This window comes from Paracidovorax wautersii, from assembly GCF_031453675.1.
In the GTDB taxonomy this organism is placed as follows: domain Bacteria; phylum Pseudomonadota; class Gammaproteobacteria; order Burkholderiales; family Burkholderiaceae_C; genus Paracidovorax.
Window position 1 is genome coordinate 4297843 of record NZ_JAVIZX010000001.1, and the last position, 14526, is coordinate 4312368.

The 14526-nt window shown below is 61.0% G+C and carries 24 protein-coding genes; 5 read left to right on the forward strand and 19 right to left on the reverse strand.

Annotated elements, in window-relative coordinates; translation table 11 throughout:
• Positions 1–233: 233 nt before the first annotated feature.
• Together QE399_RS19335 and QE399_RS19340 are read right to left on the reverse strand one after the other, a co-directional pair.
• Positions 234–797 (reverse strand): hypothetical protein, encoded by a 564-nt coding sequence (locus QE399_RS19335; protein ID WP_309831355.1) that lies wholly within the window; start codon positions 795–797, stop codon positions 234–236.
• A gap of 9 nt (positions 798–806) precedes the next feature.
• On the reverse strand, positions 807–2021 hold the full coding sequence (locus tag QE399_RS19340) for a phage antirepressor N-terminal domain-containing protein (protein WP_309832207.1): 1215 nt from the start codon (positions 2019–2021) through the stop codon (positions 807–809).
• Here QE399_RS19340 and QE399_RS19345 point away from each other — a divergent pair.
• Positions 1933–2340 carry a hypothetical protein gene (locus QE399_RS19345; RefSeq protein WP_309832232.1) on the forward strand — a complete coding sequence of 136 codons (408 nt, stop codon included), beginning with the start codon at positions 1933–1935 and terminating at the stop codon, positions 2338–2340. The two genes, QE399_RS19340 and QE399_RS19345, sit on opposite strands and share 89 nt — an antisense overlap.
• Positions 2341–2397: 57 nt before the next feature.
• Here the strand turns inward: QE399_RS19345 and QE399_RS19350 are convergent, their stop codons facing one another.
• Complete coding sequence (locus tag QE399_RS19350) at positions 2398–2568, reverse strand: toxin-antitoxin system HicB family antitoxin (protein WP_309831357.1); 171 nt, start codon at positions 2566–2568, stop codon at positions 2398–2400.
• Positions 2569–2589: 21 nt separating this feature from the next.
• On the opposite strand from QE399_RS19350, the gene QE399_RS19355 reads away from it, so the two are divergent.
• The 4 genes from QE399_RS19355 (at position 2590) to QE399_RS19370 (ending at position 4489) form a co-directional block, all read left to right on the forward strand.
• Positions 2590–3120 (forward strand): Arc family DNA-binding protein, encoded by a 531-nt coding sequence (locus tag QE399_RS19355; protein WP_309831360.1) that lies wholly within the window; start codon positions 2590–2592, stop codon positions 3118–3120.
• Between the two features lie 39 nt (positions 3121–3159).
• On the forward strand, positions 3160–3402 hold the full coding sequence (locus tag QE399_RS19360) for a hypothetical protein (protein WP_309831363.1): 243 nt from the start codon (positions 3160–3162) through the stop codon (positions 3400–3402).
• 306 nt (positions 3403–3708) lie between these two features.
• Entirely contained in the window at positions 3709–4194 is a 486-nt protein-coding gene (locus QE399_RS19365) for a DUF4145 domain-containing protein (RefSeq protein ID WP_309831365.1), read from the forward strand.
• 1 nt (position 4195) lies between these two features.
• Positions 4196–4489: a hypothetical protein gene (locus QE399_RS19370; RefSeq protein ID WP_309831366.1), complete on the forward strand. Its 294-nt coding sequence runs from the start codon at positions 4196–4198 to the stop codon at positions 4487–4489.
• 40 nt (positions 4490–4529) lie between these two features.
• Here the strand turns inward: QE399_RS19370 and QE399_RS19375 are convergent, their stop codons facing one another.
• The 16 genes from QE399_RS19375 to QE399_RS19450 form a co-directional block, all read right to left on the reverse strand.
• The gene (locus QE399_RS19375; protein WP_309831368.1) at positions 4530–4796 is read right to left on the reverse strand and encodes a hypothetical protein; all 267 of its coding nucleotides are present in this window, start codon (positions 4794–4796) and stop codon (positions 4530–4532) included.
• A 138-nt stretch (positions 4797–4934) separates the two neighbouring features.
• On the reverse strand, positions 4935–5339 hold the full coding sequence (locus tag QE399_RS19380; protein WP_309831369.1) for a hypothetical protein: 405 nt from the start codon (positions 5337–5339) through the stop codon (positions 4935–4937).
• Positions 5340–5345: 6 nt separating this feature from the next.
• Positions 5346–5783, reverse strand: a complete 438-nt coding sequence (locus QE399_RS19385; RefSeq protein ID WP_309831370.1) for a Panacea domain-containing protein — start codon at positions 5781–5783, stop codon at positions 5346–5348.
• A 128-nt stretch (positions 5784–5911) separates the two neighbouring features.
• The gene (locus QE399_RS19390) at positions 5912–6220 is read right to left on the reverse strand and encodes a DUF1799 domain-containing protein (protein ID WP_405044151.1); all 309 of its coding nucleotides are present in this window, start codon (positions 6218–6220) and stop codon (positions 5912–5914) included.
• Complete coding sequence (locus QE399_RS19395) at positions 6217–6534, reverse strand: phage tail assembly chaperone (RefSeq protein WP_309831372.1); 318 nt, start codon at positions 6532–6534, stop codon at positions 6217–6219. Before QE399_RS19395 ends, QE399_RS19390 begins: the two co-directional genes overlap by 4 nt.
• 89 nt (positions 6535–6623) lie before the next feature.
• The gene (locus QE399_RS19400) at positions 6624–7280 is read right to left on the reverse strand and encodes a phage tail tube protein (protein WP_309831374.1); all 657 of its coding nucleotides are present in this window, start codon (positions 7278–7280) and stop codon (positions 6624–6626) included.
• 207 nt (positions 7281–7487) lie between these two features.
• Positions 7488–7844, reverse strand: a complete 357-nt coding sequence (gene gp17 / locus QE399_RS19405; RefSeq protein ID WP_309831376.1) for a tail completion protein gp17 — start codon at positions 7842–7844, stop codon at positions 7488–7490.
• A complete protein-coding gene (locus QE399_RS19410) occupies positions 7841–8269 on the reverse strand; it encodes an HK97-gp10 family putative phage morphogenesis protein (protein WP_309831378.1) in 429 nt (142 codons plus the stop codon). Before QE399_RS19410 ends, gp17 begins: the two co-directional genes overlap by 4 nt.
• The gene (locus QE399_RS19415; RefSeq protein WP_309831380.1) at positions 8266–8592 is read right to left on the reverse strand and encodes a phage head closure protein; all 327 of its coding nucleotides are present in this window, start codon (positions 8590–8592) and stop codon (positions 8266–8268) included. The genes QE399_RS19410 and QE399_RS19415 overlap by 4 nt, the downstream gene beginning before the upstream one ends.
• Positions 8589–8909, reverse strand: coding sequence for a head-tail connector protein (locus QE399_RS19420; protein WP_309831383.1), 321 nt, complete (start codon positions 8907–8909; stop codon positions 8589–8591). The genes QE399_RS19415 and QE399_RS19420 overlap by 4 nt, the downstream gene beginning before the upstream one ends.
• Positions 8906–9976, reverse strand: coding sequence for a phage portal protein (locus tag QE399_RS19425; RefSeq protein WP_309831385.1), 1071 nt, complete (start codon positions 9974–9976; stop codon positions 8906–8908). The genes QE399_RS19420 and QE399_RS19425 overlap by 4 nt, the downstream gene beginning before the upstream one ends.
• Positions 9973–10500, reverse strand: coding sequence for a hypothetical protein (locus QE399_RS19430; RefSeq protein ID WP_309831387.1), 528 nt, complete (start codon positions 10498–10500; stop codon positions 9973–9975). Before QE399_RS19430 ends, QE399_RS19425 begins: the two co-directional genes overlap by 4 nt.
• Entirely contained in the window at positions 10493–11893 is a 1401-nt protein-coding gene (locus tag QE399_RS19435; RefSeq protein ID WP_309831389.1) for a phage portal protein, read from the reverse strand. Before QE399_RS19435 ends, QE399_RS19430 begins: the two co-directional genes overlap by 8 nt.
• The gene (locus tag QE399_RS19440; protein ID WP_309831391.1) at positions 11893–12249 is read right to left on the reverse strand and encodes a hypothetical protein; all 357 of its coding nucleotides are present in this window, start codon (positions 12247–12249) and stop codon (positions 11893–11895) included. Before QE399_RS19440 ends, QE399_RS19435 begins: the two co-directional genes overlap by 1 nt.
• Positions 12250–12303: 54 nt before the next feature.
• Positions 12304–13875: a phage major capsid protein gene (locus tag QE399_RS19445; protein ID WP_309831393.1), complete on the reverse strand. Its 1572-nt coding sequence runs from the start codon at positions 13873–13875 to the stop codon at positions 12304–12306.
• A 9-nt stretch (positions 13876–13884) separates the two neighbouring features.
• Positions 13885–14466, reverse strand: a complete 582-nt coding sequence (locus tag QE399_RS19450; protein WP_309831395.1) for an HK97 family phage prohead protease — start codon at positions 14464–14466, stop codon at positions 13885–13887.
• Between the last annotated feature and the right edge of the window lie 60 nt (positions 14467–14526).

Sequence of the window (14526 nt, forward strand, 5' to 3'; positions counted from 1 at the left end):
CCAGTGGAACCAGCCGATCACTGCCACATGACGGGCAGACCTCATGCTTTGAAGAGAGGCGCCATATTGAGTAAATGAGCCCAGGCACGATGAAACACAGCCACAGCACTACCTCGACCATCATTGACCCACGCGCCTGCGTCTTCGATTCACCAACAGTCCCGCAATCCTTGCATGCAGTCTCCATGTTCCCTCCTTGAAGAAGGGGAGCATGTTACCCGTCGAGCCGCACATCATCGAGGGTGGAATTCCACCTCCGTCAGCGACAACCCGTCGAAAAAGCACTTCGCGAATGCTTTAGCTTGGTTCTCGGCCTCATTTGGCAGTTCGACCTCGACAGTCACGACGGTCCGCCCCGCTACGGCCCTGTACACGCTTGCGTCAGCGAAGATGCAAGGCCCATTAACCCGGGCCCTGATAGCCTCATGGCAAATCTCAACTAGCTGCTGCTCATCCAGCCACTTCGATTTCTCGTTCTGCGACACCGACTGGCGCTTGGCGAGCACTTCTTCTTCCGTGATGAAGAAGCGCTCGCCGTTGTCGCAATCCGCGAAGAACACGATCTTGTCGGGAGGCGTGCTTCTGGATTCGCTCAGCGCAACTGTGTGAAGTCGGTCGCATCGAGGTGAAGACGCAACAATCTCTGCCGCCGGCTGCATCAGCTCATTGATTCGCCGGATGCCCTCATCTCCCCATGCCGCATGTGTCTTTGGATATGACTCACGGGTGATCGGCAGGACTGCACCTTCAGCTATTGAACCCATACCCCCTCCATCAAGAAAGGAAGAAAGGGGCATGGTAATAGATCATCGCGCCGCGCCCAGGTACTGAATTCCCGAGGGGCGCGGCAGTCCGAGCTGCTCAGGGTAGCCAATCCGGTCATACCGGTCGTTCGGGTCCAGCTTCTTGCGGAACATGATCGACAAGCCGCGCGACTGGTCGGCCCATGCCTCTGCCGTGCCGTCCATGCGCCGGAACATCCGACGGAAGTCTTCAAGCACCTGGCGCACTTCCATGAGTTCTCCAAGGGCGTCGCGCATCGCCAGAAGCCGTACGCGCACGCCCTCCACGTCATGGCCGTCTTTGCTCAGCGCCTCGACCAGTTCCATCTCCAGCGCGCGGTTCTTCGGGTCCAGCAGCCGTTTCGCCGACAGCGACGAATGGGGGAAGGGCTTGATGCGGTCATGGGGCTCCGCAGCCGACAAGGGGAACCGGTAGCCACCTCCGCGTCGGTTGACCGCTGCAACAAGCGGGGCGAACAACACAGCGGGCACGCCGTTTGGGCTGTCGATTTGCTTCACCCACCGGGCGACCTGTTCATTGATGGTGTTCGCGCGCTCGTCTTCCTCCACCACCTCCCACTCGGCGGCATGGCGGGCAAGGATCGAAACCGCCTCACTGAACTCGTGATCCGGTATCTGGCGATACCCTACCCTGAAGTGGGCCTTCAGTTTGCTCCAGCCTTGGCGCATGGCCAGGGCTTGGCGCGATTTTGGCAGCCGCTCGACCGAACTCGTCAGCATTAGTCGCAACGTTTCCGCCTGCTCAGCGCTGATGGTTTGGTTCGGCGCCACTGAATAGGTGGCGCGTGGATTGACCGCGATGCCATCGTTCCAGTATTGCCAGAGCACGTCGTCGCACTCGTCTTGATACTCGCGCACCTTCACACGCGCTTCCTCGCTCTTCACCTTCCCAGCCTCAATGCCAGAAAGCCATCCCGGCAGTTTGCGCAAAGGCATGCAAAGCATGTCTTGCAGGCCGCCTGGCGAAGGTATTCTCAACTCAAGAACACCCCAGCGACGGCTGTTGGCCTTGATCTTCGCGTGCTGGCCGTGCCAGGTCAGACCCATCCCCGTGATGATCGGCTTCATCGGCGCGTAAGGCTGGGCCTGATGCTCAACGACACACAGGTCCGATCCGTGAAACGGGACGGTGATTGCCCGAATTGCGATTTCAGGGGATGTAGACGTTGACTCGCCCAAGATCGCCGATGTCGGCGCTGAGAACGAGCGTCCGGCCAAGCTTTTTGAGTCCTTCTTCGTATTCTTTGCAGTCTTTGTCTGCGACGAAGCATTCACTCCAGCTGCCATCCGGTCGCTGGAGCATCCAGCAATCGTCTTGATAGAGGGAGATGAGCAGGTATCCATCTGCGTCGTGCTCGATGGTGAATTGACGTTCTCCACCGTCTTTCTTGGCGATTGCCGCCGTCCGGCGGACTGCTTCGTGGTCTTCGAGGCTCCGAACAAGTCTCCAGACGCTTTCGGGGATTGGCTTGTGCATACAGATGATTGTGCTGCAGCGATCTGCTGGGTAGAATTCGCCATGTTGCTTTCCTTGTGATAGGGGTTTGCTTCAACCAAAGCCTCGGTTGTTCCACCAACCGGGGCTTTTTCTTTTTCAGGCGGCTTCCGCATGCCGCGCCTCCTGGGACTCCTTGGCCTGCGCCAGGAACTTGTTGACCAGCCAATTCATGGAGCGGTCTTGCTCCTTGGCCTGGGCCTTAATCCATTCATGCACCTGGGTTTGCAGCCTGACCTTCAGCTGCTCGCCCGCTTGAGTTGATTTCATGGCTTCCTTTCATGAACCTAAATGGTCCACGCCACCAATGTACCTTTTAGGTCCATTGTCGTCAACACCTATTTGGTCCATCATCCGCACCCGATGAAGCAGACCGACCCGCAGTACAAGCTCCGAATCCCCCCCGATCTGAAAGAGCAGATCGAGATTGCCGCCAAGGCATCGGGGCGCTCCATGAACGCCGAAATAGTTGCTCGGCTGCTCTCAACCTTTACGGCAGAACGCGCATTCGTAAGTACGCAGGAGCCGTGGGAGGTGGCTGCAGCGAAAGCCAGGAGCGCCCTGGATCCCCTCGAAGACCAATTCCAGCGGGCACGCGCTGAGTTGGAAGCTGCAAGCCCAAACGCCATGGCGAAGCGCATGATTGAAGAAATGCGCGCGCAAGAGCAGGCCGACCTCAAAAAGCTAATCGCAGACGCAATGGGTCCAACCATTGAAGACCAGATCCATAGAGCCATGGAAGACCAGCGCAAGTGGCTGGAAGAAATGGCGAACGTCGGCATCGTCAATCGCGCCATGAAAAGCAAGCCGGCGAAGAAGTAGCCCTCGACAATCCAAAACTCAGCCAACCTAGGAGCCGCAATGAGCCAAGCCTTCTTGTCGCAATCCATCGCCGTCATAGATAGCGCCGGCCAGCACCGTTCTGTCGAGGTCTGGACAACCCCGATTCAACACAAAGCGCTGCCGAGCAGCGTCAAGATCATCAACGGCACGGACGAATTCTTCGTGGATGGCCAGTCAGTGAACAAGCTCAAGGACGGCACTTACCAGGTCGTTCAGACCGATGAAATCCTTACTCCGCTGCCTGAGCAAGGTGACGACTGAGCTCCCCCGCCTTGCCTCCAAACAGCAAAGCCCTCTTAGGAGGGCTTTTTCACGTTCAAGTGCCGCTGTAAGTTTCGCGAAGGTGGATGATGTATGGTTACATCTACACACAATCGGAGCATGTGAATGAAATGTCAGCACTGCGACATCGCCTTTAGTCCCAAAACTGCTGACGCTTACTTTGACGCAAGCGGAGCGCTGAGTCTTCCAACAGATGGGGTGTGGATGGTGCGTCTTTCCGTTTGCCCAGAATGTCACAAACCGACTATCCATCTACACACCCGCACTGGGCACCTTCCTCTGTTCATGACCGACGGAATCTGCGTGTATCCAAACGGCCAAACTTCCCGAACTGCCGAGAAAGAAGTACCCGCTGAAGTTGCCAAGGATTTCAACGAAGCCGCAGCCGTTTTCCCAATAAGTGCGCAAGCTTCAGCCGCTCTAAGCCGCCGATGCCTTCAGCACGTTCTTGAACACGCAGGTTTCAGCCACAAGGATCTCAGCAAAGCGATTGAGGCGGCAATAGCGTCCGGCATCCCTTCGTATCTCGCTGAGGGTTTAGACGCAATCCGGAACATCGGGAATTTCGCCGCTCATCCAACGAAAGATAAAAACACTGGAGAAATCGTGCCAGTTGAGCCCGCTGAAGCGGAATGGAATCTTGACGTGCTTGAACTTTTGTTTGACTTCTACTTCATCCAACCAGCGGTCGCACTCAGTCGCACTGAGGCGCTAAATGCAAAGCTCGAGGCTGCCGGCAAGAAACCTATGAAAACCGCATCCAAGGACTGAAATGATCTTCACCCTGAATATAGACAAAGAGATCCCCGGCCACTACTCCGCCCATGTGAGCGAAGGACAGCAGGAAATTTTCAGTTCGAGCCACGCTTCTATCGCTGAAGCCATCGCGAAGCACGGCGCTGACAGCGCTGCCGACGCTGTCGCCTTCAACGTCTGGTATGGCTGGGTCAGCATCGGAACGATCGGCGTCAATGAGATGCGGACCAAGTCCGCAGAGTTGGCTACTGAACTTGTGCGACGCGCAGCCATGGTGGAAGAAGCTCTTCGGATTCGGGACCACTCCTGAAATGAAAAAACCCGCCTTGGCGGGTTGTGCGTGTACGGGATCAGGGGTTCTCGTTGAACCGCTTCTTGAACTCGAATTCCAGTTCCTGGCAGCCGCTGGTCCCTGCAGCCTGAGCCCGGGGCGCTTTGCCACTCAGCGACATCCAGCACTGCACGATCGCGGCGCGCCCCTCTGTCTTCGCTTTGCCATCGACGGAATTGTTCATCCAGGTAGTGACCGCCATCAGCACGCCGACCGCCACTACAGGAAGCGCGAAGGCCAATTTCACGCCCCAACTCATGCCCTGCTTGGGCTTGTTCTGTTCCATCTGCATCCTCGTTTCAACACAAGGATGCTAGCTGAGCTTTGCGGATCAAAACACCCCGTATCGCCAGGCGAAGTACAGCGCGGCTGCAACGCCGACGACGGAGAGGATGGTCATCGCGCGAGCCATGTGCTGTGCCAGCTAATGGTCATAGAGATTGAACGCCCGATCAAACCAGACCACATGAAAAACCTCGTTGGTCCGAAAGCCGACCATCGGCGCCATACCGTGGAACCTGAAAGCATAGATGGTCACATCAGCCGTTAAAGCCGAAGGAAAGCGCCCTTTGATTGAGCTGCGATCGATCGCTTCAAATCCTTGCTTGTGGCGATGAGCTTGCGAAAGCTCTTGCCATGTCTGCTGACTCATCTCATGAATGCGGTCTGCAAACGCCGCTTTTTCCTCCAGCGTACATTTGGAGAGGCAATGGTCCTTCTGCAGGTGCTCAAGGCAAAACTTGGGGCGCATCCGCTGCGACGAACCTGCACTGGAATCACTCGGGCGGATTCGATCGCCCTTCGACGGCTGCGGCGCCTTGATTTTCACGGCTTTTCAGTGAACAAGCGTTCTGAAAAAGTCTCGCATTGCGCCGTGAGAAATCACGCTGTCAGGTGCCTGTCCATAGGCCGTGACCCACGGGGCTTCCTCATGCGTCATGTTTCTCAGCTTCCATGCTGAGTATTGCCCATAAACCTGATAAACCTCAGCCAACAATTCTTGCTCTGCGTTTGTCAGCGCGTCCAAGTCACATTGAGCGCGAGGGATGGGATTGCCACCATGCTGCTTGTAGTCGCGATATACCTCTGCGACGACAGGACCATGTGTCCACGCGCGAATCTCATTCTCAAACAACGGTCGATCAAACAGAGCCAGGTGGAAGCCTTGCGCGTAATACAAAAGCTTTTGAAGCTTCAGATTCGATACATCATCTCCAGCCTCGTCCTCGGCAAGCGAAAGAAAGTATCGAGCGACGTTCGATACATCGGCCATTGACAATTCTCCAGTTGGGTAAGTTGCACACACTTTCAACACCGGTTATCCACAGGTGGTGCACAGTTTTGTACAGATCATACTCTCAAGCTGCCGCGGCCTTTATGTCATCGTGCGAGCACCCTCTCTTACTTCTTCTGCTGCCGCTCCATCTCCTTGAGCGCCGCACCCTCCAGCACCTCAAGGTCTTCCAGCAGCGCATCCCACTCGTCGGGCGCCAGGCCCAGGCGGTCCATCAGGGGATAGACAGCCTCCCAGCGCAGGCCGCCGATCCGCCAGCGCGTGCCCAGCCTGCGGAAAAAATGAAACGCCCGGCTGTTTTCCGGCCAGATGTACACCGGATCGTCGTCTTCGTAGTCCTCCAGGGAAAGCCCGTGCGCATCGAGCTCTTCCTGAGTCGGGAGCCGCTGGTACAGCGCGGCCCCCAGCTCCCTCAGTTTCCCAAGCGGGCGCCGGCGTTCTGCTCGATGTACTTGTCCACGATGGCCCGAGCGCTGCCGAGGTAGTTCTTCACCAGCTTGCCGACGTTCTCGTCGCCGAAGGCATCGGACAGCTCCCAGCCGGAAACAACATCCAGCACCAGGGCCGTGTCGTCGCTGTAGTTGGAGATGTTCTCGATGAACGTCTTGAAGTCATCGGCGGTGCGATGCTTGAACGTGAATTCGATCTTCTGCGCCTTCTTGCCAGGCACAGGGATGTCCACCTTGGCGGTGAAAGTGGGCACTGCGTCGAGGGAAAATTCTTTGATCATTTTTTGCTTTCAGGTCTGAGAAAAAGACCCTCGCCGCATACGGTCGGCGGGGCATGAAAAGGCCCCGGAGGGCCGGTGGCAGCGCGAGATCAGGCGACGGTGCCGCTGTAGCGCGTGGGGCGTGCGCGGCCATTGAAGGACACACGCAGACGGTTGATCTGGCCTTCTTGCAGCACAGGGATGGGGTTCATGGCCACATAGCAGGGCATGTACGTGGGGTTCTTGTTGCCCTTCATCAGGATGCGCAGGGCGGTCTCGGACTGCTCGTCCGACGCCTTCAGCACGGCGGCGTAGCCGGGGGTCTCGATGTCGTCATCGATCTCGATCGTGTAGCCGGTCGCGCTGAAGCCGTTGTTGATCTGGTACTCGTTCTCGTCTTCCAAGAACTCGTACGTCACGGGCTTGGGCTCGCCGCCGCTGGTGTTGGGGTTCATGACCTTCGGCACCTGCGTCCATGCCGTGATCTTGCGGAACGAGCCAGCGCTGGAGCCTGGCGGGAACGAGGCGGTGCTGGTGGTGTCGATGTTCACCAGGGCAAACGTGGTGGCGGACAGCTGATCCACCTTGAAGATGCGACGGTTGAGCTTGGTCCAGCCAGTCGTCAGTTCCACGATGTCGCCGTCGGCCAAGCCGTGGGCCGCCGCGGTGACAACGCCCTCTGCGGCATTGCTGATGTCAGTGACAACGATGGACGGGCCGAAGCCCGTAGCGATGGCGAACGTTGCGCCTTTCGGGAGTTGAGCCATGGTGGGCCTTTCGCGATGAAAAAAGCCCCTTGCGGGGCCGATTTCTGCGAGGCGTCATGGCTGCGAGTCCCGGCGGGAGTGGCAGGCCTGCGAGGCAGGGTGATGGATCGGGAGGTCAGGCTTGCTTTTGCAGCCATGCCTCCCAGGCGGAAATTGCGCCCTTCGCGAGGCGGATCAGCGCTTCGTGCAGGGTCTTGGTGTGTGGGCTCATCGGGCTCCCCAGATGGAAAAGTCTTGTCGGGCTCCGTGGAGCTTCGTGTCTGGCTCGTAGGTGCCAATGGCGGCGCCCAGCGTTTCGCACTGGAGTCCTTCAGCAAGGATCAGCGCGGTCTCCGCCTGAAGAATCAGGCTCTTCGCCTCCGCCGGCGTGCCCGCCCATGCGGCCACCTGGATGCGGGCGTTCTGCTTGTCGGGCACCGCGTCATCGACGTAGTTGAGGCCCTTGCCTCCCACCTGTTGGCAAACGAACCGTGGGGCTATCGCGTCGTGAGGCGCGACATTCCAGTGGACGCCGCCAGCGACTAACGGTCGCAGCGCGTCACGAATGAGGACTTCCATGGTCATGACAGGCCCACCTTGATGCGTTCTCTCATCGTCTCTTTCGCGGCCAGGACCGCCGCATCTCGCACAGCGTCATAGCCGGGCCGAAGGAATGGTTGCGCGGCCATGCGGCTGGTGCCGAACTCCACGAATCGGGCGTAGAAAGCGTCCTTCCGGTTCCACGAGATGCGATAGCGCGCCGATCCGTCGCCGGACTGCTCGCGCATGTAGGCCTGATAGATTCTGTCGCGCAGATTTCCGGGCTGAAACGTCTGCTTCTTGCCCTTCGTGCTGTGCGGCTTGTCGGAGACCGGGGCGCGCTGTCGCACCTCGTCGTAAAACACCTGCGCTCCAGCCTGGGCTGCTGGACGCGCCGCCTTCTTCGCGGCGTCCTTCACCCTGTCCATGCGCGCGTTGATGCGGCTGAAGTCGAACGAGGCCGTGATCACGTCACCACCTCACAAACAAGGTCCAAGTGCTCGCGCCCAGCGGCGTCGGGCAACACAGCGACGATGGAGTAATTCACTCCGCCGTGCAGCACGCGCATGCCGGCGGCAATGTCGGTGCGGTAACGGATGCGGATGGACGTTTTCACGATGGAGGCCTCGGCGTCAGCCTTGATCGCGCCGAGGCCCGACAGGTTGCGGATGCTGGCCCAGGCCTTGGTCACGTCGTCCCAGGCATCCGGCAGGGGCGTGCCCCAGTCGTCGGTGCCTGCGCCCTTGCGCTGGATGGTGATGCGGCGGTTCAGGTCTCCGGCGTCTAGCGTCATGCGAGCACCTTTCTGCGCAGCGGGGCGAGCAGCGCGGTGATCGGCGGCGGCAGCCGGCCGTCTTCAAACGCTTTCTTCTCGTCGCCGCTCGGGTAGCGGTAGAGGTAGCCGACCAGCAGGAGTACCGCGGCGCGCACGGTGGGCCGCACCTGGGCGTCTGCGCCCTCTTCCGCCGGCAGGTAAGGCGACACGCCGTTGAGATGGAGGGTGACGCGCTCGCATGCCGCGGCCAGCTTGAGGGTCAGGTCGCCGTCCGCGTCCGGGCCGTCGATGCGCAGGTGTTGCTTCACCTCTTCGAGAGTGGCGAGCGGGGTCATACCGAAACTCCCTTGGTCGCGTCGCGCCCGCGCTTCACCGCCAAGCGCCAGCCGTTCGATCCGGGCTCGCCAGGGTGGCCCGTGGGCGCATCCTTCTGCGCGATGAAGAACGAGCCGCCCCAGGTCACCCCGTCGCCTGCTTCGTAGTCGGTGCCCGCCTTGAACACGCCCTTGTCCACCAGGGCGGCGAGCTTGATGCTCTTGGCAACCTCGGCGCCGCTCGACGTGCGTGCCACCAACGTGAATTCGCGGCCGTCCTGGTCGATCCGCAGATCAGCGATTCCGTCCACAACGCATTCCCAGCCGTGCAGGCCCTTAGTGGCCTCGAAGGCGCGCCAGAGGCCACCGGCATGCTTAGCGTAGGTGCCGCGAGCGTAGGTCTTCTCCAGGTCGATCGCCGGCTGCAATTCCAGTTGCAGAGCATCGCGGCCTGGCGCGCCGTCCTTCGGCGCGGCCACGGCGCTCAGCGCCTTGGTGACGGCTTCGTCCACCATGCGCTGCACTGCATCGGCCGGGACGGACTCGCCGTCTTTCGGACGAGGAATCGAAGCAACCGCCTTCGACACCTCTTCGCTTACCAGGGGGGCCACATCCTCAAGAGTGACGCTTCGGCCATCCTGCGGCTTGGGGATCTCCGCGACGGCCTTCGCAACCAGCGCAGCGACTTCTTCAGGATCAGCATCCTTGCCATCCTTCGGGGCCGGAATTTCGGCCACGGCGCTCTTCACCAACTCGGCCAGCATAGGGACGACGTCCTCGGCAGTGACGCTTGCGCCGTCTTTGGGCGCGGGGATGGCCTGCACCGCCTTAGCCACTTGCTCCGCGACCAAGGGAGCCAGGTCTTCGGCGGTCACGCTGGCGCCTGGCTCGCCATCTTTGGGGCGCGGCAGTTCGGCCACAGCGTCAACGACAAGCTGTTTGACCAGGCTCGTGCATTCCGCGCGCTCACGTAGTTGGCCTTCCACGGCTTCGATCTGCTTTTGCAGCGGTTCGACTGCCGCGCGAATCGCGCTATCCAGTACCGGGGCAAGACCATCAACCAGGGCCTGCAACTCTTTGATGTTCATCGGCAGTCCTCTGGCATTCGGTTTTTCTTTCGGGCGTTCTCAGATCGAGTGATCACCCGCAGGTTCTCCGCGCAGTGCAATCCGCAGACGCGCTCACCCCTCAAGGGGTAATAGTGGTCGACTTCGTGGCGCACGCCCGTAGCGGCAGAAATCTGCACCGCCTTTTGGTAGACAGCCTCGATCTCTTCCTTGTTAGCCCATGAGGGCGTGGCACGAAGCTGAGCAGCCACCCTTGCGGCATTTCTGGCGTAGACCTTGCCCTTGTTCTCACTGGCCCAGCGCGCGTAGTTCGCGGCACGGCGATCACCGTTCGAGGCACTCCAGTCCGCCCACGCTTGACGCTTTCGACCATGATTCTTTTCGGACCAGAGACGATACCCATCGGGATTTGCGGCACGCCATGCGCGGTTCCGGGCGGCAGCACATTCCTTGCAGGTGTGACAGAGGCCATCCTTTGAGGCGACTCTCTTGCTGAACGCTTCGCGCGGCTTCTCAGCCTTGCACACGTTGCATGCCTTAAGCATGGAGCCGCTTGAAGAGCAGTGCGCTACCCAGCGCTTTGATCTCTTCCTCATTCAGGCTCTCATCACCTGTTTGGGGGTCATTCGCAGCCTTCGGTGGCGCTGGCGCATCAACCAGCGCGACCCGATTGAGCCGTACCTGATCAAGCGGCATGTCCTGTTGCTGCATGTACACCGTATCGCCACCCAGCAGTGGGGCGAGGTTCAGTTCGCGGCGGCCTTCGTTGGGCGTCTTCACACCGCCACCGACCAGTTTCACGATCACCTCAGCATTCGTAGCTGGGTCCATGCGCAGGAGGTTCTCCAGCTCCAGTTCCGTGCGATAGCCCAACGGCAGAGAGAGGCCGTCGTCCAGGCACAGTTCCATTTCCTCAATGAGGGAGTGCAGCGCGTCGTTGAAGTAGATCTGGTTCAGGTCGCCGACCTTCTGGCCTGCGGGGATCGGCCCGCCGACCTTGAACGCCGGCACGTGGAACACCTGCGCCACCATCTCGGAGGTGAGCGTGATCTGCTCCTTGGTCTGGGCGTCCGAGGCCGTCATGCGGATGGGCTCGTACTTGAGGTTGTCACCCACCACGGCCACCTTGCCCGAGTTCGGCCCGGTGAAGTTGTCGTTCCAGTAGGTCTGCAAGCGCTTGGCGTCTTCATCGGCGATTTCGCCCGGCGCCACCAGCAGGCCGCTGGGCTTGGCGCCCTGGTTGAAAAAACGTCGCGAGTCGCGCAGCATTTCGAGGCCACCGGAGGCCGGCAGGCTGGCCGCGAACAGCGGGGACACGCCCACCAGCGGGTGGAACATGCAGTTCATCCGGTCGTGGATGATCTCCGAGGCCGGCACGAACACAGTGGCGTCCTTCAGCCCAGACAGGTTGTCCTGGCCGAGCTGATAGAAGATCGACCCGTCCGGCGCAATCAGCGGCTGGACCAGGCCGGGGTCAAGGATGTACAGCGCCACGACGACACCACGGCCGTCGCGAATCTTGAGCGCGTAGGTGTTGCCCCAAGTCAGCTTCGAACAGATCCACCACTGCTTGAACTGGATCTGATTCTGGTAGTGGTTGGGCCGGCGCAGCACTGGCGAGTAGGCCGGGTTGGCGCTCTCCGTCCAGATGCCGCTGGCCTGCTGCTGCATCAACCGCGTGCGCAGCTTGCCGATGTCGTTGTAGATCAGGGACACGCAGGCGAACACCGCAGGAAACGACAGCACGGTCTCCGGGCGGACGTTGATGTCCATCTGAAAATAGCCGGGCGGCTGCGCCGGCGTGATGTCGTGCCACACCCCATCGGTGTGCGGCGACACCAGGCCGCGCGGCTGCGCAGTGACGATGCCCTTCTCCACATCACCGCCGCCGCTTGGCGCCGTCGCCCCGCGGCTGACGAGATTGCGGATAAATCCCATCACTTGGAGCCATCCTCATCGGCGGCAGCGTCCAGCAATGCAGCCAGGTCGGCCTTCAGCGTCACGCCTTCGGGAATCTCGATTCCCTTTGCGACAAGAGCGGCTTTCAGGTCGGCGACTTTCAGGCCTTCGGATGGCTTCGTTGCAGCCGTTCCGACCTGCAAAGGATTGGAAGGGCTGGCAGCCTTCGTCACCTCAGACTTCACAGCTGTCGTCTGGTATGCCTCAGCAGGAGCAGCGCGACCAATCGCCTGCAGCACGCGCGCATCGACGCGCGAGGCGGTGAAGCCGTCCCCGGCTTTCAGCGCGCGGCCGGCGTAGGTGAACGACTTGGTTGCTTTCAGGTTTTCTCGCATGGCTGCTCCGCGGTGGTTGTGAGGGGCGGGCCATTCAGGGCCCGCCGGTTTGCCTTACGGCGTCTCAGGAGCGCCGTAGTCGGCGCCGGTCACGAAGGCCACGGCAGATGCACGGCGCTTTGCGAAGTTGATGGAGCGCACCACCTTGATGGCGGTGGACTCGCTCTGGAACATCGAGGTGTAGTTCGCGGACGCGCCCGTGGGCGTGTCAGTGGCGCCGGTGGGAGCAGTGTCTTGCTCGATCATGGCTTCGCGCGAGATGGACACCTGCACGCCGGAATCGCCGATGCGGTAGATGTCGGAAGGCTTCAGCATGATCATCTGGCCGGCGCCCACGTTGTCGCCCGTCGTCACCGTGTCGCCCAGCAGCGTGCCGCCGGATGCGTTGATGGTGGGGAACTCAGCCAGGCCCAGAGCGTTGGTCATCAGCTGGATGGACTTGGCCAGGGATGGCGTCGTCACCAGCTGCAGACCGTTCACGTTCTTGGCCGCGATGAAAGGGGCATACAACGCCTTGATGTCGGCACGAAGGCCTGCACCGTCAGTGCCAGCGGACGTGATGCCCGTCAGGCCGTTCAGGATGCCGGCGGGCGACACACCCGCCACCCCGGCGGCAGCGCTCAGGAACGTGGTGTCCACGCGCTGAGAGCTGGCTTCCACCAGGGCATCGCGAACCAGTTGCTCAGCGGCAGGGCTCGAATCGCGCAGCAGCTCGTTCGATACCACGGCCAGAGCAGCGACCTTCAGCGGCGTCAGGGTGACGTTCATGAAGTCGGCCGTGGTGGCGGGGATGGCCTTGGACTGGCCGACCCAGTAAGCGGTGGCCGCGCCGTCCTGGCCCTTGATCTGCACGTTGGCTGGCACCTGGCGCAGGGCCAGCTTGTCGTAGACCGTCTGGGAGTACAGGTACTCGATGAAGTCGCCGGTGTAGCGCTGGTCGATGGCGGCCAGTTCCGCGCCCCACTCACCCGCGCCGGTGCCGCCACCAGGCACCGCGGCCTTCATGACGTTGATCAGCGTGGGGTTGGTCTTGCCCCAGCGAGCTTCAGCGATAGCCAGGGGCGACACATCACCGTCGGCCAGACGGGAGAGCGCCTTGGCGATCACGATGCGGGTGTAGTTCTGGCCCTTGAACTTCTCATCGGCGTCCTTGTTGACGTGGATCGCAGGGCCGGCGCCGGTGGCGAGCGCGCCGCGGGCGACCGCGCCAGGTGCTGCGCCAGCGGCGGAGCCGGCACCGGTGGCGGGCACTGCCTTGGTGACTTGCAGCGCCTCCAGAGCGCGCAGGTCTTCGAGTTCGGCGTCGATTTGAGCGATGTCAGCGGACAGGCCTTTGAACGCTTCGCGCTCGCTTTCGTCCTTCGTGCGGCCTTCATTCAGTGCCTTGTTCTGCACACCCTCCATCTCCAGCGCCTTTGCGGTGCGGGTGTCCTGCAAGCGCTTGATCTGGTCTTGCAGCGAGCGGGTTTCACCGGTCATGAAAGGCATGGCGCCGGCAGCGCCGAGGGCGGCCATCACGTCAGGCGGGAGGTAGTTGGCAACCGGGTGGCCGGTCAGCGCGAAGAGGCAGGCAAGCGCCGCGACGGCGACGATGGTCCAGGCGAAATGGGAACGGGTCAGTTTCATGGTCATCTTTCAGGGATTGAGGTAAACGACGCCCTTGCGGGCTTGAGGTTGTCCCGAGACGCCGGGAGGTAACAACCGCACGACACGGTCTTGCTTGTGGCCTGTCGCGGCCAGCAGCGCGTTGTCGAGCGACTTGATGGTGGTGATCGATGCGTCGGCGTTGGCCGGCACCGTGACTGCGGAGAGTTCGAACCACAGCCACTTCGTGTAGCGCATGCCGTAAGTGCCTTCGATGCGGGCTGCCTCCAGCGGCTTGAGCCCGACGGACAGGCCGCGCACCAGCTTGGCCTTCAGCATTTGCCAGGCGGTCGTGAGACGTTCCTTCAGTGGGCCGTCTTCATCGATCTGGGCAACTTCGCCCTCGACCTCGATGCCCTTCTCCGTCACGCGCGCGGCAGTGATCCAGCCGATCGGGTCGCCGTTGTCGTGCTGCCAGAGGAAAGGGATGGGCAGTTTGAACACGGCGCCCTTGGGCTCCACGATGTCGCCCGTCCGGTCGGTGGACGGAGTTGAGGCGATGCCCTTGAACGTGCGCTTGCCACCCTCGTCGCTGAGGGCCTTGATCACGAGGGTCGAATACGCACGTTCCATGCAGCACTCCAATGAGAAGGCCCGCGCTTGGCGGGCCTGTTAGATGATGATCAGCTGGTG